Below are 20,686 nucleotides of genomic sequence, written 5' to 3'. Positions count from 1 at the left end.
CGCAGCCACCTTTCGCAACCTTTGGTTGCCTATCACGATAGGCGACGCCGGCGCCTATCGCAACCGAAGGTTGCTCATTGGTGTCGGGCCCGCGGTGTCGGGCCCGCACGGCGGCCGCTGGCCTGCGGAGCGGGAACCAGTGGCGGGCACACCCGTCCCCGACGGGAATCACCCGCGTCCGGTGTCTGTCTGTCAGCGTGAGGCGGCCGCGCGCAACGCCCACTCGTGTGCCGCCGCGGTACGCAGGGCGGCCTCCAGGTGGAGGACCTCGTCCGACAGGGGATCGTCACTGCCGAAGACGCGGTCGGCGAGCTCGGTGAGCGTGTCACTGTCGTCGGCCGTCGGGGTGAACAGTGCGCTGTACAGCGCGTCGAAGCTCTCCGGGTGGACCTCGGCAGCCCCAACGCCGGTCCAGACATGTGCGCACCGAAGCTGCAGCAGCGTGATGAACGACCGCAGGGCGTCCCGCTGGACATCCGGGTCCGCGCAGGCATGCAACCGTGCCCGCAGGTCGGCGTACAACTGCGGCAGGCCGAGGCCCAGTACGCGTGTACCCGCGTACGTCCACAGCGCCGATCCGGTGCCGGTGCCGCAGGCCTCCCAGCGGGCGTCCCACAACAGCCGCGTGAAAGCGGCGCGCGCAGGACCGCCGTGCAGGGAGATCCCCAGGATCAGGCCGCCGTTGCAGTCGACCGAGGCGCGGTTCTCACCCCATGCGACGAGCCGCTCCAGCCATGCCGGGTCTTCGGACTTCGGGGCGAGGACGGGCAGGAACTCGGGGAACAGCGCGGCCCCTTCGTGCTTCTCCAGAGCCTCGGCGATCACGCCCCGCAGCTCCTCGCACGGCAGGTGCAGCAGGCCAAGGCACGCGTCCTTCGACACGTCGTGCAAGCCGTCGACGTGCTCCCACAGCAGGGACGTGGCCGGGGTGTACCCCAGGCGGCCCACGGCGTGGAGCACGTCGGACGGTACGTCCTCGCGCAGCCGGCCTCCCTCGACCGTCGCCTCCAACAGGCGTGCGGCCAGCCGCCGGTCGCCGTGACGGGCAAAGACTGGCATCAGCGCCTTGTGCGAGGAGGGCGCCGACAGAAACAGCGGCAGGAGCGCCTCCGCATCGGCTGAGCCGCCGTGCCGGAGCACGGCCTCGGCGGCCATGGACTCCCACTGCCACGCCACCTCCGAGGCGTCATCGCGGGCGCATCGGTCGAGTATGGCCTGCGTGGCCGGGAACAGCGTCAACGTGGCAACCGCCTCTGTATGGACAACACCGCCGCACATCATGACCGAGGCCCCTCATGGGATGCCACGCAGTTTCCGCGGTTTGCCAACTTGGTGGGGCGCCCCACCGGAATGGTTCCGACTGATCCACTTGATGTGGGGGACCCTGCTCAAGCCTGCGCCTTCGTCGTGCATCCCGCTCCCTGGCCATCCGCTGAGGACTGCGCACGTTGCGCGCGACAGTGATCGACGACTCGACGGACGTTCCCCGGGACAGCGCCACGACGAGCCCCGGGCGCCGGGCACCGTGCTGATCGGTACCACGGCAGGACGGCGGCCAAGGACGGCTGGTCACGGCCGGGTGGCCGACCGCAACCATGGTCAGTTGTGCGGCGTGTGATCCGGTGGGACGGCTTTCGTCTGTTCCCGACCGAAGGGCGAGGGGGTCCGATGATGCAGGAGCAGACCGGGGACACGGCGTCGCGGACGAGACCGGGCACGAGGCGGCCCAGGACAATGCGCGGCCATGCACTGCGCTGGGTGTTCCGCCTGGTCATGGCTGCCCTGATCCTGCTGCTCGCCATGCGTACCTACGAGGAGACGGGCGTCGCGCACGCACAGTCGAACGGAACGCTGCACACGGCCGGGGCCACCATTACGAAGCTGACGTCCCACTCGACGAGTGGGAGAGACGGCGGAGGCCAGGACGGCGGCAGCGGCGACTGGAACGTCACCACCAAGTACACGATCGAACTGCGCATCGGCGACGAGACGAAGACGGTGAGCGGCGTCCCGGACGATTCTGCGAACGGCCTCCAGGAGGGGCAGCGGGTCCAGGCGGGCCTGTGGCATGGGCGGGTCGTGGAGATCGACGGGCGTGACGTGTGGCTCGGCTGGTACCCCGGGGGGTGGGACATGGCACTGTTCATGCTCTACCCGCTGATCACGGGTTATCTGATCGCCCTCGCCCTGGCTGCCGCCGCGTACCTGGCAGGCCTCGACGGCCGGGTACGGCTGGAGCGTCAGGAGCGGGCCGTGCCCTGGGCGTTCGGGTTCCTCGTCGGGATGGCGGTGAGCTTCGTGCTCATGGGGTGCGCGGTTTTCGGGAACACCATCGCGTACTGGCCGCTAGCTCCCGTCGGAGCCGGAACCGCCACCGCGCTGGCGGGGCTGAGGCGAGCGCTCCGGCGAGCCCGGGCCACACGCGTCGAGGACGCACCCAGCGGGAGCGCACCGGCCCAGGCCTGATGACCGGGACTCGACCGCCCAGGCGATCAATCAGGGCTGATCGTGCAGAATCGGCCGGGAAGGAGACCTCCGTGCTCGGCGCCGGCGGGCCTCCGTGTGCGATCGGCCCTCGCCGCAAAGACCGCTACGGCGGGCGCAAGGACGACCGCGCATGGTGGCAGCAATACTACCTTTTTGGCAAGATCACGAGGTCCTGACCATGACACGCAAGACAAGACTCACCCGCTTCGCACTGGCCGCCGCCACGTTCGGACTCCTGACGGGCTGCACGTCAAACGACGAGTCCCTGACGTACCAGACGGACTACAGCAATCACCGGCCGCTGCGGGTCGTCGGCTATCCCTCAACGGGAAGTCTCGAGACGGTGCAGAAGGCCGTGTGGCGGCTCGCCGACGGCGACGTCGACGCACTGGCCGCGCTCGCCGTCGACGACACGCACGCCGACGCCACGGCCCGCAACTGGGTCAAAGCCTTCGGCGCCGCCGCCAAGGCAGACGTGACAGCGGACTTCTACGACGAGGGCTCCGTACGGCAGGTCGTGGTCCTCTACTTCGCCAAGAGCGGCCAGATCAAGGAGATCGAGGCCCGCATAGGAGAGGACGACTCCTGGGGACTCACCCTCGCCGAACCCGACCCGGCCGAGGCAACAGCCAAGCCCACATGGGCCCCGCCGACCCCGGGCCACTCCGGGTCCCGCACCTCTGGCACCCCGTCCGGGAACTAGCGGTCCCCGGGCCTCGCACTTATGCACAGGCCGGAAACCCCGCCGGGTCGAAGCGGCGCTGCGTGCCGTCGCCCCGGCCGGCGGTCCAGGTCACCTGGCATCCAAGGACCCCGCCCAGGAGAGTGCACCGGTCTTCTTGTGATGCCTGCCGCGAAGGCCTTGCAACAAGTCCGATGCCAGGCCCCCCGGGTCCGCGACGAGATGCCAGGTCGGTCGGGTGTGCTCGCCGTCAATCCTCGTCGTCCTCGGTGTCCGGGTCCCGGGACGAACTCCTGCCCGGCCACGTCTGCCCAGGCGTGAGCTCTCCGCTGTACGGCACGCCCGTTTCCCCGGCGGCACGCCGTGCTGTGACGATCCGGGCCGAGCCGACGGACCATGAGCGGTCAGGCGCTGTGGTCAGTCGCGCCGGATCAGTTCCGGGTCGATGCGCCGTCCCACGAGCGGGAGTGTGCCGACGGCGGAAACGGCCGCGACGCCCGCTGCCGCGAGCGCGAGCAACGGGACGCCGGCGAAGTCCCAGTAGATCTCGCTGCCCCCGGTGACCAGGTAGCAGGACTCGGCGAACTTGCCCGTCACGAGCGCCAGTGCGAGCCCGATGCTCAGGGGGAGCACGACCTGTACGCACTGCACGGCTCGCATCGTCCGGGCCCGTGCTCCGATCAGCGTGATGGCGGTGACCTGTGCGCGCCGCTCCACCGCCCGGTCGGTCGCCGAGACGACGAAGGCCGCGGTCCCGATGACCAGACCCATGATCATGCCGACGGCGAGCAGGGTCTCGAGGACGGCGATCTGCTGGAGGCCCTCGATGTTCACGCCTATGGGTTCGACTTCGATGGTCGGGGCGACAGCGGCGACACCGTCGAGGACCCTGCGGACCTCGTCGTGGTCGGAGCTGCTGGTGAGGACGTACCGCGCTTCCTTCGGGCGGGCCGTGGCGGACAGCGCCGACGGCGGGACGAGCACGTCCGCTCCGTGTACCGCCGACGGGTCGTACGCGCTGTAGGCGATGGTGTCGTGCGGAAGTTCGATGGTCAGGGTCTTGCCGGGACCGCCCTTCGGGTTGCGGAAGGGGAGGGTGTCACCAGGGTGCGCCCCCTGGCCGGTGCCCGCGTTCGGGTCACTGAGCCGCATCACCTTGCCGTCGACGCATCCCTCGGAGTGCCTCACCAGCTTGGACAGTTGGCCGCAGGTGGCGACGACGGCACTGGCCCAGGGCTGGTCGGCGGAACCATTGGGGTCGGTCCAGGACTCCATCGTCACAGCGTGCGCGCGTACCCCCGGCAGGGCGGCGAGATCGTGCTGTTGCCGAGCCGTGAGCGATGACAGAGGGATGGAGTAGTCCTGCACGGGAGAGGACGGCCGGGTGACCTGCTCGAGCTGGATCAGGACGCCCTGGGCCAGGGAGGCGGAGAAGACGAGGAGCACGAGGCCGGTGACGACCCGCATGGTGCTGCCCGGCTCGACCTCGTTGCGGCGCATCGCCAGGTTCAGGGTGAGGGACTGGGTGGTTCGCGCCAGCCGCAGGGCAAGGGAGTAGGAGATCAGGGGCAGCGTCAGCACCAGCCCCAGACCTGTCAGCAGAATGCCCGCCGGCATCAGGAGCGCGTTCGGGCCGAGGCTGTTGGCGGGGTGGTCGGTGAAGCCGGTGGCGCAGTAGCCGACGACGATGCCGAGGCCGGTCACGAGGAGCAGGCCGCCCCGCTTGGCGGGCCGCTTGGGGGTGGCGGTGCGGCGTACGGCCAGTGGATTGGCGGCGGCATCGCGTGCGCTGGCCCGGCCGACGAACCAGGCGAGGAGCGGGGAGCCGATCAGACAGACGGCGACGGTCGTCGCGCACAGCTCGCCATCGGCCGGATACCACCTCAGACCGGGAAGTCCGGTCCGGGTCATCACCTGGTTGAGGACCCAGTACTCGCCGAGGCCGAGAACCGCGCCGAGCAGGGCCGCCATCACGGTTTCGGCGGCGTTGACCCGCTGGGTTCCCCTGGTGCTCAGGCCCAGCAGACGCAGGGAGGCGAGGCGGCGGTTCCGGCTGGCGGCGGAGAGCCGGGCACAGACGGAGAGGAAGATGCCGAGGGGGAGCAGGACCAGTGAGCCCAGGGCGAAACGGATGTACGTCAGGGTCGAGGGCTCGACGGCGGGGAAGGGCGCGTAGCTGTATCCCCATCCCTTCAAGGCGCGGCCCTCGCCGGCGATCTGGCCGTGTGTCGTACCGATGTAGGCGAACAGTTCGTCGGGGTGGGCGAGTCCGGTCGCGCCGATCAGACCCTTCTCGTGACCTGGCAGGAGTCCCTTGACGGCGGGTCGGTCACGCAGCAGGTCGTGTACGCGAGGAGAGACGAACACCTCGCCCGGGTCCGGGAGTTCCTTCAGCCCTGGCGGGGCGTTGTCGGCGTTCTTGATCCCCTTGGCGACGAACACCCGGGTGAACGCCTTCGAGCCGTAGGGGTCGGTGCGCTGGAGCAGCAGGGTGGAACCCGCGGGCCGCGCGGAAGTGGTCTGCGGTTGCCGTGCGGCGGCCCGGCCGTCGTGTGCGTCGAGGATCTGCGGGACGGTGAGGACGAGAGCGAGGCAGCAGACCCCGAGGGAGCCGCCGGCCGCCATGAGGAAGAAACGTATGCGGTTGCCGCGACCGGAGCCGAACAGCAGGCGCAGACCGAGCTGGAACTCCCTCACGCCGCCCCCCGGTGAGCGAGGATTCCGTCGGACATCGTGTAGTGGGTGTCGGCCTGCGCGGCGACGGCGGGGTCATGGGTGACCAGGATGACGGCCGTGCCCTGTGAGCGCGCCAGGCCGAGGAACTCCTTCAGTACGGCGGATGCGTTGGCGCTGTCCAGGGACCCGGTCGGCTCGTCGGCGAACACGACGGCCGGGCGGTGGACCAGGGCCCGTGCGACGGCGACGCGTTGGCACTGACCACCCGACACCTGCGACGGGCGGCGCTCGCGCAGCTCGCCGAGTCCGAGCCGGGCGAGGACTTCACCGGCGGCCGCGAACGCGGGACGCTTGCGCTGCCCGGCCAGGCGTAGGGGCAGGGCGGTGTTCTCCTCGATGGTCAGCTCGGGGAGCAGTTCGCCGTACTGGAAGACGAAACCGAAGCGTTCACGGCGCAGCGTACTGATCTCGTCGTCGGTGAGATCGCCGAGCGACTCCCCCTCGAACCGGACCTGCCCGCGCGCGGGAGGCAGCACCCCCGCGAGGCAGTACAGCAGCGATGACTTCCCCGAACCGCTCTGTCCGGTGATGGAGGTGACCTCCCCCCGGGAGATCGAGATGTGGGCGTCGCTGACAGCCATGTGCTTGCCGTAGGAAAGATCGACGCCCTTGGCGGAAAGGACTTCTGACGTACTGATGGCTTCCCCCAAAGAAGCGACCGGGCCCAGGAGGTCAGCCTGGGCCCGGTACTTGGCGGTGTGCTTTTGCTTACCGCTGGTAGTTGCTTGGTAGGCGAGCAGTTGTCCGGGTTGAACGAACCCTTGTCACGGCAGACGCGGATGTACGCGTCGTCGGTGCAGCGCTGCGAGGGTGCCCGGTTGGAGTAGTTCAGCGGAACGGTCTGCCCCTGCTCGCCGTGGTGGAACTTCGCACCGCCGGTCGACAGTGTCGGAATGTCGTGCCACGAGGCGGTGAACGCTGTGCCCGCCCCCATGGCGAAGAGGCCGGCCGCGAGGGCGCCTACTGCCTACTTGCGCATCTTTTTTCTCCCGTTTGTTTTCTGTTGTACGACTCTGATGGTCAGTCAGAGCGGTATGAAAACTAACATCGACCAATTGGCGGGATCGTGACGATGTGTTGGATCTTGTCCCGTCTGTCCGGCCTGATGGCGGGCGTTTTTTTATGATGCCTTTGCCCCTCCCATGCGCTGCCATGGCCATGGGGGAGCCGTGCGCAAGTGCGGCTTCTCCGTTGCGCATTGGGCGAACCTCACTGAACCGCTGCGCCTGCTGGACCGGGAGGGATGGGGTTGCCCTGCAGGGGGGAATCCCGGAGGGTCGGGTCTACTTGGCCTTCAAGTGTGCGGTCAGGCGTGACAGTAGGGGCAGCGCCGCCGCGAGCGCCTCCCGCTCTTCAGGGTCGAGGGCATCGTTGATCGCGGTGCCGAGCCAGTCTGCACGCCTTCGGCGCTCCTCGGCCAGACGGCTGCTTCCCGCCGCTGTGAGGTTGAGCAAGAGTTTGCGCCCGTCACTGGGGTGAGCCTCGGCGTGTACAAGGTCCTGGGCGAGGAGTTCTTTGACCGCCTTGGCGGCTGACTGGTGGCTGACTCCCCGCTGTTGTGCGATATCGGCGGTGGTCAGCGGGCCGCTGCGGTCCAGGTAGCCCAGGACGGCAGCCTCGCCGGGGGGCATCTTGTCGGCGGTGCGCACGGTGCGTACGAGCTGTCCGACGGTCAGGCGGAGCTCTTCGGCCAGTTGATCGTTGTCCATAGCGCCGCCACCCTACGCATGTTTATCACCGAACTGTACACCTTGGTTGGCTAATGTGCCGGACTGAACAACTGGGCTGAATAAAAGGCCGCGGGGTCGCGCACGGTCGGAGGGTGCGAGTGATTCCGAAATCTACAGCTGATGTGTACAGTTTGATTGTAGATATTCCTCGGGTCAGAGAGGGCCCCCTGTGAAACTCACCAAGCACGCCCACGCCTGTGTCACGCTCGAGAAGGGCGACACCCGCCTGGTCATCGACCCCGGCACCTTCACCCCGGAGGCAGCGGAAGCTGTCACCCAGGCTCACGCCGTCCTGATCACCCACGAACACTTCGACCACTTCGACGAAAAGCTCGTAGCCGCTGCTCTCGAAGCCCAGCCCGGGCTGCAGGTCTACGGCACAGCCGCTGTCGCCGCCACCCTCGGTAGCCATGGTGGCCGCGTTCACGCCGTCGCCGCGGGCGACACCTTCAGCGTCGGTTCCATCACCGCCACCGTCCACGGCCACCACCACGCGCTGATCCACGCCGACATCCCGTGCCCCGACAACGTCGGCTACCTCCTCGATGACGGAACCGTCTACCATCCCGGCGACGCCTACTTCGCGCCCGACGCTCCCGTACGCACCCTCTTGCTGCCGACCAGCGGCCCATGGACAAAGCTCGGTGAAGCCGCCGACTACGTCCGCACGGTCAAGCCCGAGCGCATCATCCAGATCCACGAACTCATGCTCAGCGACCTCGGCCAGCAATCCACCGCCAATCTTCTCGGCGAGAAGGGTCTGACCGGCACCCCGATCGACCTCCTCCAGTCCGGCACCACCGTCCAGTTGTAAGACCCCGGACCCCGGAGCCCAGGGAGCGGACATGCGTTTCGCGACGATCCGCCCGGTGACACCCTCACCGCGGCCGGAGTCACTTGCGGCACTCGGAGCCGACATGATCCCCCCGGAGCCCGGACGTGCGACCCGTCCACGGAGCAGTCATCCAGGTCCGGCAGGTCGGCACGGCGCAGCTCGGCCAGCAGGGCAGCATGCAGGCGCGGCCACACGCCAGCCTCGGTCCAATCCCGCAGCCGGCGCCAGGCCGTCACCCCGGAGCAGCCCACCGTCTCCGCGGGGACATCACGCCATGCGACACCAGTCCGCAGCACATGCATCACACCAGTGAGTGTCACCCGGTCGGGAACCCGCAGCCGTCCGGGGCGGCGACGGCGCCGCTCGGGAGCAGGCGGCAGCAACGGGGCCACCCGCTCCCACAGGTCGTCAGGAACAAGATCAGCACGCACCCTGGACACCCTGCCGACCAAGATCGACGAGTGCGAGACCCGCAGCTCAACCCATTTTGAAACGATCAGTCAGTCGCGCTTGGGTCAGATCGGGCCCTGGTCGGTCCAGATGACGCCCTTGTTGCGGCACAGGCAGAAGGGGTGGCCGACCGGGTCGGTGTAGATCTGCCAGCCGTAGCCGTTGGGGCCGATGAAATCTTGTTTTAGCGTCGCGCCGAGGCCGAGGACGCGGCGCTGCTCGGACTCGATCTCGTCCACTTCGAAGTCGAGGTGGAACTGCTTGGGGTGCTCGCTGTCGGGCCACTGCGGAGCGCGGTAGTCGTCCACCCGGATGAATGCCAGCTCGATCTCGCCGAACTGGATGCCGGCCCAGTCCTCGGAGCTGCCTTCCTTGATCGGACGGCCCGTCACCTCGGAGTAGAAAGCCGCCAGCTTCATCGTGTCCGGGCAGTCGATAATGAAATCGGTGAGTCGCAGCATCCCGCGATCTTGCCACAAGTTCACACCCGACTTCGAGACAGGCCCTGACTGATCGTTTCAAATGAAGTGGGTTGTGGGGCTTGGTAGTTGGGTGCTGTGTCGGCACGATGTGTTGGGTGCCTGCTGATCTTGTGCCTGATGACCGGGCTGCGCTGCGTGGCATCGTCCATGTGCTGTGCAAGAGCGTGAGCTGGCGGGACGTTCCCGCGGAGCAGGTGGGCTGCAGCGGGGTGACGGCCTGGCGGCGTCTGCGGGACTGGACCGAAGCGGGCGTCTGGCCGCGGCTGCACGAGGTGCTGCCGGCCGGGTTGCGGGCCGCGGTCCTGCTGGACATGGACGACGCGGCGATCGACGGCTCGCACGTCCGGGTGCTGAAAGGGGGGCTCACGCCGGATCTTCGCCGGTCGACCGGGCCCGGCCCGGCAGCAAGCACCACGTGATCGTCGACAGGTACGGCACTCCCTTGGCCGTCTCGCTGACCGGCGGGAATCGTCACGATGTCACGCAGCTGATGCCCCTGCTGGACGCGATCCCCCGCATTCGCGGGGTGCGCGGGCGGCCGCGTCACCGGCCGGGCCGGCTGTTCGCCGACCGCGGCTACGACAAGTACCGCCGTCTGCTCCGGGCCCGCGGCATCACACCGAAGTTCGCCCGGAAAGGGACCGCGCACGGATCCGGACTGGGAAGACCCGCTGGGTCGTCGAGCGGAGCGTCATCTGTTTGAGACGACTCCGAACCTCATTCTGAAACCATCGGTCAGGGATCCGCAGGAGCATGGGCCGGGTCTGCTCGAGCTATGACAACGCGCTTGCCGAGTCGTTCTGGCAGGGACTCATGAGGGAGACGATGTACCGGAGGCTGTTCTCAACGATGCGTCAGGCAAGGCTGGTGATTTTCAGTGGCTGACCTACTACGACTCCCCACGGCGTCACAGTGCCCTCAACTACCTCTTGCCAGCCGGGTTCGAACAACGGCACCGGCGAGAAAGTGAACTCACACTCTCAGCATGAGCCTCGTGTCCACACTCCGGGGGGCGCCTCAGGGACGGCGCATCCCCCTTGCGAGCTACAGGGATTGTCCATGTGGGGGTGACTCGCGGACGTCGGCGCGTCCCTAGCGTGGTTGTCAGGTCGCCACGGGTGCGACCACCACCACAGGGGGAGGCCACGATGGACACGACGTCCACCGCACCGCACGACACAGGCTCCGGCCCGGACGAAGAGGGCGACGGCCGGGGCGGCCGTTTCGGCCGGATCGTTCGATCTCCGCTCGGCTGGATGCTGACGGGCATGGTCGGTGTCGGTCTCGTCTCGGGCCTGACCGCGACGGGCCCCGGTCCGGTGCCGGCGCTGGGAGCGGCTGCCGCGGTGGCCGTGTACTGGGCGGTCATGCGTTTCGTCGCACGACGTTCCACGCCGGAGATCGCCCGGCGCGGGGCCGGCCGTGAGGTATTGCTCGGCGGCGGGATCGGTCTGGGCTTCATCCTCGTGTCCGCACTCCTGATCACGGCTCTCGGGGGCTACTCGTTCTCCTGGGCGGGCAACGGCTTCGTGTCGGTCGTGTGGTCCGCGGTCATGGTGCAGATCGGCGCCGCGGTCACCGAGGAGCTGCTATTCCGCGGTCTCGCCCTGCAGGCTCTGGAGCAGTTGTGGGGCAGCCGGGTCGCCGTCGCGATCACCGCTTTGTTCTTCGGCGTCGCCCACCTGGGGGCTCCGGGTGCCAGTGGGCGGAGCCTGGTGGCGATCGCTCTCGAGGCGGGCGTCATGCTCGGTGCCGCGTTCCTGTGGCGGCGTAGCATCTGGTTCGTCGTGGGTCTGCACTTCGCCTGGAACACTGTCGAGCAGCTGCTCGGCGTTCCGGTCTCCGGGCACACCCCCGAGGCTCTGTACACCGTCGACGTCCATGGCTCCACCCTGCTGACCGGCGACGGCTTCGGCCTGGAGACGTCGATCGTGCCCATCGTCCTCGGCGTACTGATCACCGTCCCTATGGCCGTCCTCGCCCACCGGAACGGCCGACTGCTGCCCCGGCGGCGGGCCCGGCACTGAGACAGGCCGACTGGAGGAAACGGAAGTGATGTCCCGTCAGGCGCTCTGGAGTCCCCCGCTGTTCCGGGCACCACTTGACTGGTGGAACGAGCGGGACGCCTCCGTCAAGGACGGCGTCCTTGCTCTGGTACTCACCCTGCTGGCCTTCGTGCCGACCCTGTCGAACATCGGAGGGCAGATCGGCGATCTGCCCGAGCGGCCGGCGAACGCACTGGGCATCGGGCTGACCCTGGCTCAGACCCTGCCGCTGGCAGCCCGCCGCCGGTGGCCCGCAGCCTGTCTGGCCGTCGTCGCAGGCGCGTTCGCCATGCACCAGTCACTGGGCTTCGCGACGACGTTCGGGAGTGTGGGACTGTATCTCGCCCTGTACTCCGCCGGGGCCCATCAGGTCGGCCTCCGCCGGGCTGTGAGGGTCGCGGCGAGTGCGGCCTACGCCGTACTGGCCGTCGTCCTGCACCACCTCGGCTCACCACAGGAAATCCCGGACTATCTCGCGTTCTATCTGACTCTGGCCGCGATCTGGCTGGTGGGGAGTGCCGTGCGTATGCGGCGAGGGGAAGAAGCGGAGCGGCGGCGGCTGGCCGCCGAGGTGGCCACGGCTGCCGAGCGGGCACGGATCGCCCGCGAACTGCACGACGTGGTCACCCACCACGTGACGGCCATGGTGGTCCAGTCCGACGCGGCGCAGTTCCTGCTCACCTCCGCGCCGGAACGGGCCGGGGAGGGACTGGCGGCCGTCAGCGACACCGGTCGTCGGGCTCTGACGGAGCTGCGGTACCTGCTCGGTGTGCTGGAGGCGACCGGTGAGTCCGCGTTCGCCGACCCGGCGCGTGCGGACCGGGCCCCGACCCTGGGCCGGGTGGTCGATCTGGTCGAACAGGCCCGCAGGTCGGGTCAGTCGGTCGAGTTCAGCGAGCAGGGCGAGCGGCTGGCGCGGTCCGTGGACGTGGAGCTGGCCGCGTACCGTGTGGTGCAGGAGGCGCTCACCAACGCGATGAAACACGCGTCCGGGCAGATGGCACACGTCCTGGTCCGGCACCGCGAGGAGCACGTCGAGATCAAGGTGACGACCGACGCACCCGCCGCCTCCCCGGCGACCGTACCGGTCCCGCGGAAGCCTGGCCCGGCGGGCGGACGAGGCCTGGCCGGGCTGCGTGCACGGGTGGGGATGCTCGATGGTGAACTGGAGGCCGGACCCCGGCCCGAGGGCGGGTTCGAGGTCCGCGCAACGATTCCGTCCAAGCCCGTTCAGGAGTGACCCCGTGAGCGATGCGCCGCAAACCGTCCGTGTACTCGTCTGCGACGACCAGGAACTGGTGCGGACCGGCTACGTCACCATCTTCTCCGCGCAGCCCGACATCGAGGTCGTCGGGGAGGCCGAGAACGGGCACGCGGCAGTGGAAGCCGCACGGCGGCTGCGGCCCGACGTGGTGGTGATGGACATCCGGATGCCTCTGCTCGACGGCATCCAGGCGACCCGGCAACTGGCCGGTCCCGATGCCCAGTTCCCGCCGAAGGTGCTGGTCGTCACCACGTTCAACGTCGATGCCTACGTCTACGACGCGCTGCGGGCCGGAGCCAGCGGCTTCCTCCTCAAGGACGCGCCTCCCGCGGAGCTGGTGAACGGGATCCGTACGGTCGCCCGGGGCGAGGCCCTGCTGGCGCCCGCCGTCACCCGCGACCTCATAGGTCACTTCGCCGGACACCTGCGGCCGGCCGACACCTCCCGGCAGGCCAGGGAAGACCTCGTACGCGCGCTGACCCCCCGCGAGCTCGACGTGCTCCGGCAGATCGCCGAGGGGCTGTCGAACGCGGAGATCGCCACGGCGCTGTTCATCACCCCCGAGACGGTCAAGACCTACGTTTCGCGGATCCTGGCCAAACTCGGCCTGCGCGACCGGGTCCAGGCGGTCGTCCTCGCCTACCGGGTCGGGCTGATCCCGGCGGCCGACTGACTGGGGGCCGACCCTGCTGCGCCCGGCCCGGGACATGCCTCGGATGCCCTCTGCCGGCGCCCAGCCGGACAGATTCGAACAGTGCAGGTCAGCAGCGAAGGCGGGCTCTGTCCCCGTAGATACGCAGGATGCAGCCGCTGAAGCACGTCAGCGGCGCGCCCCCGCCCGAAGGATGCAGGGTCAGTCCCAGAGCCATCAGCGGGCGTACGGCCTCCGCGTTCAGACGTCCGTCGGGGTCGGGTCCTTGTACAGCCGCCCATGCCCCCGCCGCGGCCGGGGCTCCTGGCCGCGACCTCGCCATCCGCTTCATCGTCCACGGCCGGGCTTGTCCGCCCGTGACCCACCTCAAGCTAAACAGAGCGGCGACTCTGTATGGTGGGAGCTGCAAGCAGAGCAGCGATTCCTTTTGCTGGAGGGTGCAGTGCCGCGGCTTACCGACGCACGCAAGGAACTTCGGCGCGCCCAGATCACCGAGGCCGCCGTACGCTGCTTCAGTCGCAACGGCCTGGAGCGGACCTCGATCGCCGACATCACGGCCGAGTCCGGCCTTTCGAACGGCTCGATCTACGCCCATTACCGCAGCAAGGCCGACGTGGTCCAGGCTTCCGCCCACGCGGTGCTCACCAAGCGCGCCGAAGCCCTCGGCGGCTACGCCGCGAGCGACACCCCGCCCGACCCCGACGAACTGCTCGCCCGCCTGATCGCCGCGATCGACCCCGCCGAGGCCCGCGTCGGCGTGCAGACCTGGGGCGAGGCGACCACCAACCCGGCCATCCGCGGCATCGTCGTCGACACGATCGACCGGATGCGTGCCATGGTGCACGACTGCGTCATGGCCCACCTGGTCAAGGTCGCGCACCTCGACCCGGCCGAGGCCCTGGAGCAGGTCATCCCGATTGCCGACCGGGTGATGGCGCTCTACCTGGCCGAACTGCTGCACACCGCCTTGCGATCACCGACCGAGGAGACAGCGTCATGACCACCGCGACCGCTTCGTTAGCCGCCCGCACCGTTTTCCGGATCGGCTACGGCGCCTTGCAGCTCGAGCGCCTGCACGACCGTCGCAGCGACGCCGTCGCGCTGCTGCGCCGCGCGGTCGAACTGGGCGTCGACCACGTGGACACCGCCGAGTTCTATGGCTTCGGTTTCGCCAACGACGTGATCCGCGAGGCGCTGCGCCCCGAGGACGGCGTCCTGGTCGTCACGAAGGTCGGTGCCGATCCCGACCCGGGCGGGCCGCTGCCGCTGCGTCTGGCGCAGCGGCCCGAACAGCTGCGCGCCAGCGTCGAGGACAACCTGCGAAGCCTCGGCACCGACCAGCTCCCGGTGGTCAACCTGCGCCGCCTCGACTCCGGCCCCGGCCTGCGCCCTGACGGCGATCAAGTCGTCGATCTCGACGACCAGCTCGCGGTGATGACCGCCCTGCGCGACGAGGGCAAGATCGGCGCGATCGGCCTGAGCGGCGTCACCCTTGACGGCCTGCGCCGCGCCCTGCCCGCCGGCGTCGTCTGCGTCCAGAACGCCTACAGCGTCGTCTCCCGCGACGACGAGGACATGCTGCGGCTTTGCGCGGCCGAGGGCATCGCCTGGGTGCCGTTCTTCCCGCTCGGCGGGGCCTTCCCGAGCCTGCCCAAAGCAACCGACGAGCCGGCGGTGCACGCCGTGGCCGAGTCCCTGGGCGTCACACCCTCCCAGGTCGCCCTCGCCTGGCTGCTGCACCACGCCCCGAACGTGCTGCTCATCCCCGGCACCGCCAACGCCGCCCACCTGGAGGCCAACATCGCGGTCGGCGAGATCACCTTCGACGCCGCGAGCCTCGCCACCCTCGATGCCATCGAGTCCCGCTCCAACGAAGTCCCCATCGGCTGACCGGAACCACCCGGGCCCGGCTCGCGGCCGCAGCCCGGGCACCCGGCCACGGCGCACAGCCCATATCCGCCAAGGACCTGAGGACAGATCATGAAAGCCATCATCTACCGCGACAGCGGCGGCCCCGAGGTTCTTCAGCTGGTCGACCGCGACCTGCCCGTGCCTGGCCCCGGCGAGGTCCGTGTCCGGGTCGCCGTGTCCGGAGTCAACCCGACCGACTGGCAAGCCCGCTCAGGCGTCGCCCATGCCAGGCTGTTCGCCGAGGTCACCCCGCACCTGGACGGTGCCGGCGTGATCGACGCCGTGGGCGAGGGGGTCGATCAGAGCCGGGCCGGCCAGCGGGTCTGGCTGTACATGGCCGCCGCCGGGCGGCCCACCGGCACCGCCGCCGAGTACACCGTCGTACCCGCCGAGCGGGCCGTGCCGCTGCCCGACGATGCCGGCTTCGATCTCGGTGCCTCACTCGGCGTCCCCGCGCTGACCGCTCATCGCGCGCTCACCGTCGCCGAGGACGGGCCTGGCCGTCTCCATCCCGGGGCGCTCGACGACCAGGTCGTGCTCGCCGCGGGCGGGGCCGGGGCGGTCGGGCACGCCGTGATCCAGCTCGCCCGCTGGGCCGGCGCCACCGTGATCAGCACGGTCAGCGGCCCGGAGAAGGCCCGGCTGGCCACCGCCGCCGGCGCCCACCACGCGATCAACTACCGCGAAGGCGACCCGGCCACCGAGATCCGCAAGATCGCCCCGGACGGCGTCGACATCATCGCCGAGGTGGCGCTCGGCGCGAACCTCGCACTGGACCTGGCCGTGCTGCGGACGCGCGGCACGATCGCGACCTACGCCAACGACGGCGGCAAGCCGGTCGAATTGAACGTACTGCAGAACATGGTGCTCAACACCCGTCTTCAGTTCCTGGTGCTCTACACGGCCGGCCCGGAGGCACGCGCCGCGGCTGTCGAGGACGTCGCCGCCGCGGTCCGCGACGGCGCCCTGCCGGTCGGCGAAGAACACGGCCTGCCACTGCTACGCCTCCCGCTCCACCGCACCGCCGACGCACACCGGGCAGTGGAAAGCGGCGCGGTCGGCAAAGTCCTGGTGGACATCACGTCCTGACCCATAGCCAGCCGCCGTGCCGACATCTGCGCGTAGCCGCAATCGGCACGCCGCAGCTCCCCCAGCCGCAGGCTCGCCGCGAAGATCCGACCCCGGACCGGCGCTGGCAGGTTCCGACCTACCCCCCATCGCCTCCCGGACAGCCTGCCTGGCTCACGTCCCCGACATGCCAGAGGAACCCATAGACATCAGTGAGGCATGTCCGCTGAAGACCACGTGCCCCACGCGACTAGGGCCTGTTGCGAAAGTGGATCTTGGTCGTGAATGATCACGCTCTGTGGGACGTGGTGATCTGACAAACCGCCAGTGGGCCCGACTGGAGCCGTTGTTGCCGCAGGGCATCAAGCCGGGTCACCCGCCTCCAGGCCGAGGCAGACGCGAAGGGCCTATCACCTGGGACGTGAACGTCGACTCCACCGTGTGCAGGGCCCACCAGCACGCCGCCGGGGCGTCGAAAAAGGGGACCTGCAAATGGAACCGCCAGGCGGTCTCGCCGTCGAACCGGCCGACCACGGTCTCGGACGCTCCCGGGGTGGGCTGACCACCAAGATTCACCTCGCCGTCGAGCAGGGGCAGAAGCCGCTGTCGGTGCTGATCACAGCCGGGCAACGAGGTGATTCACCGCAGTTCGAGCCAGTCCTGGAGGCCATCCGGGTGCCCCGGACCGGCCCCGGGCGGCCCCGCAGGCGACCGGACCGGGTGCGGGCAGACAAGGCGTACGACAGCCGACGCAACCGCGCCTACCTGCGCAGACGTGGTATCAAGGCGACCATTCCGGTCTTGGCGGACCGCGTCCGCAACCGCCAGAAGCCCGGCTCCCGAGGCGGCCGGCCGCCGAAGTTCGACAAGACCGACTACCGCGAGCGCCACGCGGTCGAATGCGGGATCAACCGCCTCAAGCGCAACCGGCCGTGGCTACCAGGTACGACAAGCTTGCTGTGCGCTACGAGGCCACCGTGCTGGTCGCAGTCCTCAACGAATGGCTGTGACCAGCACTTCCCCAGTCAGAGCCTAGGAGCGGATGTGCGTGCGGGCTTGCTCGATCCATCCCGACACGGCCTTGGCTCCGCAGCTCTCGGCGACCGACTGGGCCTCGTCGAGGTGGTGGAACGCCGCCGATGGGTCGCCGGTTTCGGCCGCGAGGTAGGCCAGCGCCACCAGCCCGGCCGCCTCCCCGGGCCTGAAGCCGATCTCCCTGCGCAGTGCCACCGATTCGGTCAAACGCTCGCGGGCCTGATCGAAGTGGCCTGCGTCCTTGTCGGCGAAGCCGAGATGGCGAATCGCATAGGACATCGTCATCCGGTCGTCGACGGATTTCGCCAGCGCGTACGACCGCTCGAAGTACGGCCTGCCGGTGGCGCCGTCGCCCTTGACCACCTGATGCCAGCAGCCAACCCAGAACAACGCGTCCGCCTCACCCGACGCATCCCCCAGACGCTCGTACAACTCGGCCGCGCGCTCGAACAGCACCAGTTCCTGGCTGGTCTCCTCGCGGTCGTTCAGGAAGCGGACGTGCAGTACCTTGCCCCGCGCCATGGAAAGCGGCGCCTCGACCGCGTCCAGCACGTCATCGGACCGCTCCAGCGCGGCCGTGTCCCCACCGAACATCGCCGCTTCGAACAGCTCTCCCGCACGTTCGATCCAGTCCTGCCCTTGCATACTTCGACCTCTCCCCGTCGGACGATGGCAGCGCCGAGGCTATCCCGCACCCCCGGCGGTAGAGGGCATTTTTGAACGGCGGCCCTCAAGACCCCGTCGTCGGCGAGCTGGACTGCCAGCACGCCGACCCTGGCTGTCAGCTTTCCCAGAGAGGAGGCTTGCCGGGGCAGCCGAGTCCAGCCGTCCGTGGCTTTCCCAACAGGCTCTAGTGGTATCTGACGACCCTGGATAACGCGGGCAGTGCCCGGAACGGCGGGTGCGGCTTTGCGTATGCAGGGGCATGTAGAACGGCCAGCGCGACGGGTGGCGTGGCCCCGTGCAGAGCGCGGTCGGGACCGGGCTACGGCTGAGCACTCCAGGGCGGCCAGCGGGGCTCGAGTCCTCAGCGGTCCGACATCGGGTTCGGCCCCAGTGTGCGATCTCAGAGGAAACGACGTCTGCCGTCGACAGGCACGCCACGGGCCGTCAGCGCGCTGCGGACCGAAGCCTGTTGGAGCCGCGGGCGGTCGTGGGCCGGGCCGGGCCTGGCCTGGCTTCGGTGGAAGGTCTCCGATCGTCCGCCCCGCTCGATCCCCGACCAGCTCTGGGATGAGCTGTTCGATCGCATGGGCTGAGCGTGACCGCGCCCTGCTGGATCGGCGAGATCGAAGGCATTGACCTCGCCCTCACTCTCCTCTGCGTCAGGCGTGACGAGACCCAACGCCGAGCCCAGCGACCAGTTGTCCGCCTCGGCATCCCCGCACGCCTCCGCCCGAAGGAGTCCGAACGACCTTTCGGGATCGATGCCTGGAGGCGACCAGTCGTTATCGAAGGATGACGCTCACGCCCCGTTCCTCGAAGATCTCCAGGAGCAGGTCGAACAGCGGAACGTCCCGATCGCCGACGGGCACGCGCTCTACCAACCGCGTCCGAGCCTTGGCCGAGGAATCCCAGTGCAAGGTGAATGGCGTGGTGGCGCCCCAGCCGCCGCGCAGGCAGTCGCCCAGAGCGTCCAGGTTCCAGCCGAAGTATCCACCAGGCCCATTGACGGCCTCGCCGACCGCGCAGTAGAAGCTGTCCTCGTCGACGATGTACTCACCGTCGACGGTGAGCACCTGCCCTGCCGGAGCGTCGGGCCTTCCCTGGCGTTGGTACTGCCGGGACCACAGGGCCACCGACAGCCACGCGTGTCTGTCCTCGGGTGCGAGTTCGTGCCACATTCCGGTGCGGTTCAGGTGACCGGTACGGACCAAGTCCCACACCCTGTCCGCACCGGGCAGGGCGTTCTCACACCACAGGGTCACCGTGAGGTCGACGAGGCCGACTCCATGGGCGGAAGGCTGGACATCGACGACGGTGACCTCGCCGACGAAGTAGGACCCCATGGTGACACCGTCGCCGTCGAGGAGGCCGAACCAGGCGTTCCCCGCCACGGCACGACGACTACCGACATGGCCGACGCTCTTCAGTAGGCCACCCTGCGGGAGGAGACCTGCAAGGTGCACTCGGCGTGCGCCCTCCTCATCGGGCAGGGGCGTGAAAAGCCCCTCGGCCTCGTGAGCAAAGCCCCAGAAGTCGCTGTCGTCCTCGTCCGAGGTCAGCGCGTACTTCTGTCCCTCGCGGCTTCGCCCCGATGTTCGCATCGCACCCCCATGAGAGCGCTGTTCTTACCGACGCTCGGCGACTTGGGGGACCGACGAAATGCGGCTCCGGAGGTGACGGAATGCGCCGAGCGGGGGCAGCGGGTCAGGTGGCCGCCGCGTGTTGTGGCACGCTTGCCGGCCGCTCCGAGCGTCGCAGTTGGCTGGCTTGACGAGCCCCTGCTGGTCAGCAGTTGATAGGGGGGTTACCAGAAGTGACTCGGCAGTAGTCCGACCCGAGTCCGCCGTCGACGGTGCCGGCGTTAGGGCCGACGGAGATGAAGTCGCCGTCGGCTCCGCCGAGGATCTTGCCGGTCGCCGTGGTACCGGCGTTGGCCGTGATGGAGTCGCCACCGGCGCCGCCGTCGACAGTGCCGGCAACGATGCCGTTGATGACGATGTAGTCGCTGCCGCCCAATCCGTTGACGCTGTCGCCCATGGCCAGGGCGCCGCAGCTGATGTGGTCGGAGCCGGCGGTACCGCTGACGGTCGTTCCGGACACAGGGCGGCCGTTGACCGTACATGACGTCAGGGCTTGTGCAGGCGTTGCGGTCAGGGCGAGGGGAGCGGCAGCGAGGGTGGCGGCGCAGAGCGTACGCATCGCATGTCTGATCATGTAATGAGTGGCTCACGACGATTTCATGATCGCAATGCTGCATCATCGGTGGCGCCGCCGTTCGGGGCAGTCTGCCGCCCGGACGGGCCCTCGAGACCGACGGTCAGATGATCAGGGTTTGCGACGGGTGTCCGAGGCCGGAGTCAGAGGGCCGTCCCGCAGGTTTCCTGTCTGGGAACCTGCGGGAATCGCCCACGCCGACGTAGGGAAGTTCACTGGGAGCCGTTACCTCCCAGTCCGGGAAGTCCACCTGCTACGGGCAGTGTTTCCGCAGGTCAGCGAATTCCGTCGGTGTCCCGCGGTCCGACTCGGCGCGAGCCACTTCGGCGTCGTACTGACTCGCGTCGAAGTGGAACTCCGGCGGGGGGTGGGGCGTGGGGGTGTGCGTAGCCCACGGAATATCCCAGTCCGACCACTGCACGATCTCCC

The 20,686-nt window shown here is 69.0% G+C and carries 18 protein-coding genes and 3 pseudogenes; 12 read left to right on the top strand and 9 right to left on the bottom strand.

Annotated elements, in window-relative coordinates; translation table 11 throughout:
• Positions 1-192: 192 nt before the first annotated feature.
• Entirely contained in the window at positions 193-1,239 is a 1,047-nt protein-coding gene (locus tag OG485_RS01620) for a hypothetical protein (RefSeq protein WP_328663676.1), read from the bottom strand.
• 495 nt (positions 1,240-1,734) lie between these two features.
• Between OG485_RS01620 and OG485_RS01615 the strand changes: the two genes are divergently transcribed.
• Together OG485_RS01615 and OG485_RS01610 are read left to right on the top strand one after the other, a co-directional pair.
• On the top strand, positions 1,735-2,466 hold the full coding sequence (locus tag OG485_RS01615; RefSeq protein ID WP_328663674.1) for a hypothetical protein: 732 nt from the start codon (positions 1,735-1,737) through the stop codon (positions 2,464-2,466).
• Positions 2,467-2,665: 199 nt separating this feature from the next.
• Positions 2,666-3,190 (top strand): hypothetical protein, encoded by a 525-nt coding sequence (locus OG485_RS01610; RefSeq protein WP_328663672.1) that lies wholly within the window; start codon positions 2,666-2,668, stop codon positions 3,188-3,190.
• A 396-nt stretch (positions 3,191-3,586) separates the two neighbouring features.
• Here OG485_RS01610 and OG485_RS01605 read toward each other — a convergent pair whose 3' ends face one another.
• The 3 genes from OG485_RS01605 to OG485_RS01595 form a co-directional block, all read right to left on the bottom strand.
• Positions 3,587-5,866 (bottom strand): ABC transporter permease, encoded by a 2,280-nt coding sequence (locus tag OG485_RS01605; RefSeq protein ID WP_328663670.1) that lies wholly within the window; start codon positions 5,864-5,866, stop codon positions 3,587-3,589.
• Positions 5,863-6,486, bottom strand: a complete 624-nt coding sequence (locus OG485_RS01600; RefSeq protein WP_328663668.1) for an ABC transporter ATP-binding protein — start codon at positions 6,484-6,486, stop codon at positions 5,863-5,865. The genes OG485_RS01605 and OG485_RS01600 overlap by 4 nt, the downstream gene beginning before the upstream one ends.
• Before the next feature lie 702 nt (positions 6,487-7,188).
• Entirely contained in the window at positions 7,189-7,614 is a 426-nt protein-coding gene (locus OG485_RS01595) for a MarR family winged helix-turn-helix transcriptional regulator (RefSeq protein WP_328663665.1), read from the bottom strand.
• Positions 7,615-7,804: 190 nt separating this feature from the next.
• On the opposite strand from OG485_RS01595, the gene OG485_RS01590 reads away from it, so the two are divergent.
• Entirely contained in the window at positions 7,805-8,449 is a 645-nt protein-coding gene (locus OG485_RS01590) for an MBL fold metallo-hydrolase (RefSeq protein WP_328663663.1), read from the top strand.
• 257 nt (positions 8,450-8,706) lie between these two features.
• On the opposite strand, the pseudogene OG485_RS43880 reads toward OG485_RS01590, so the two are convergent.
• Positions 8,707-8,862: pseudogene (locus tag OG485_RS43880) on the bottom strand (transposase); the annotation flags it as partial.
• Positions 8,863-8,985: 123 nt separating this feature from the next.
• Positions 8,986-9,381, bottom strand: coding sequence for a VOC family protein (locus OG485_RS01580; protein ID WP_328663662.1), 396 nt, complete (start codon positions 9,379-9,381; stop codon positions 8,986-8,988).
• A 137-nt stretch (positions 9,382-9,518) separates the two neighbouring features.
• Here OG485_RS01580 and OG485_RS01575 point away from each other — a divergent pair.
• From OG485_RS01575 to OG485_RS01540, 9 genes and pseudogenes are all read left to right on the top strand, one after another.
• Positions 9,519-10,125: pseudogene (locus OG485_RS01575) on the top strand (IS5 family transposase); the annotation flags it as partial.
• 18 nt (positions 10,126-10,143) lie between these two features.
• Positions 10,144-10,287: an integrase core domain-containing protein gene (locus tag OG485_RS43875; protein ID WP_443048892.1), complete on the top strand. Its 144-nt coding sequence runs from the start codon at positions 10,144-10,146 to the stop codon at positions 10,285-10,287.
• A gap of 263 nt (positions 10,288-10,550) precedes the next feature.
• Positions 10,551-11,429, top strand: a complete 879-nt coding sequence (locus OG485_RS01570) for a CPBP family intramembrane glutamic endopeptidase (RefSeq protein ID WP_328663659.1) — start codon at positions 10,551-10,553, stop codon at positions 11,427-11,429.
• Between the two features lie 28 nt (positions 11,430-11,457).
• Positions 11,458-12,687, top strand: coding sequence for a sensor histidine kinase (locus OG485_RS01565; RefSeq protein ID WP_328663658.1), 1,230 nt, complete (start codon positions 11,458-11,460; stop codon positions 12,685-12,687).
• A 4-nt stretch (positions 12,688-12,691) separates the two neighbouring features.
• Positions 12,692-13,384 carry a response regulator transcription factor gene (locus OG485_RS01560; protein WP_328663655.1) on the top strand — a complete coding sequence of 231 codons (693 nt, stop codon included), beginning with the start codon at positions 12,692-12,694 and terminating at the stop codon, positions 13,382-13,384.
• 421 nt (positions 13,385-13,805) lie between these two features.
• A complete protein-coding gene (locus OG485_RS01555; RefSeq protein WP_328663653.1) occupies positions 13,806-14,363 on the top strand; it encodes a TetR/AcrR family transcriptional regulator in 558 nt (185 codons plus the stop codon).
• Positions 14,360-15,253 carry an aldo/keto reductase gene (locus tag OG485_RS01550; protein WP_328663651.1) on the top strand — a complete coding sequence of 298 codons (894 nt, stop codon included), beginning with the start codon at positions 14,360-14,362 and terminating at the stop codon, positions 15,251-15,253. The genes OG485_RS01555 and OG485_RS01550 overlap by 4 nt, the downstream gene beginning before the upstream one ends.
• 90 nt (positions 15,254-15,343) lie before the next feature.
• Positions 15,344-16,363 carry an NADPH:quinone reductase gene (locus OG485_RS01545; RefSeq protein ID WP_328663649.1) on the top strand — a complete coding sequence of 340 codons (1,020 nt, stop codon included), beginning with the start codon at positions 15,344-15,346 and terminating at the stop codon, positions 16,361-16,363.
• A gap of 277 nt (positions 16,364-16,640) precedes the next feature.
• Positions 16,641-17,352 (top strand): annotated as a pseudogene (locus tag OG485_RS01540) (IS5 family transposase).
• Between the two features lie 22 nt (positions 17,353-17,374).
• Here OG485_RS01540 and OG485_RS01535 read toward each other — a convergent pair.
• The 3 genes from OG485_RS01535 to OG485_RS01525 form a co-directional block, all read right to left on the bottom strand.
• Positions 17,375-18,022: a tetratricopeptide repeat protein gene (locus tag OG485_RS01535; RefSeq protein WP_328663647.1), complete on the bottom strand. Its 648-nt coding sequence runs from the start codon at positions 18,020-18,022 to the stop codon at positions 17,375-17,377.
• A gap of 803 nt (positions 18,023-18,825) precedes the next feature.
• On the bottom strand, positions 18,826-19,644 hold the full coding sequence (locus tag OG485_RS01530; protein WP_328663645.1) for a barstar family protein: 819 nt from the start codon (positions 19,642-19,644) through the stop codon (positions 18,826-18,828).
• Positions 19,645-19,828: 184 nt separating this feature from the next.
• Positions 19,829-20,143 carry a hypothetical protein gene (locus OG485_RS01525; RefSeq protein ID WP_328663644.1) on the bottom strand — a complete coding sequence of 105 codons (315 nt, stop codon included), beginning with the start codon at positions 20,141-20,143 and terminating at the stop codon, positions 19,829-19,831.
• Positions 20,144-20,686: the final 543 nt, after the last annotated feature.

The sequence above is a fragment of the Streptomyces sp. NBC_00328 genome (genome assembly GCF_036139655.1).
In the GTDB taxonomy this organism is placed as follows: Bacteria; Actinomycetota; Actinomycetes; order Streptomycetales; family Streptomycetaceae; genus Streptomyces.
This window is presented reverse-complemented; position numbering and strand designations above follow the sequence as displayed.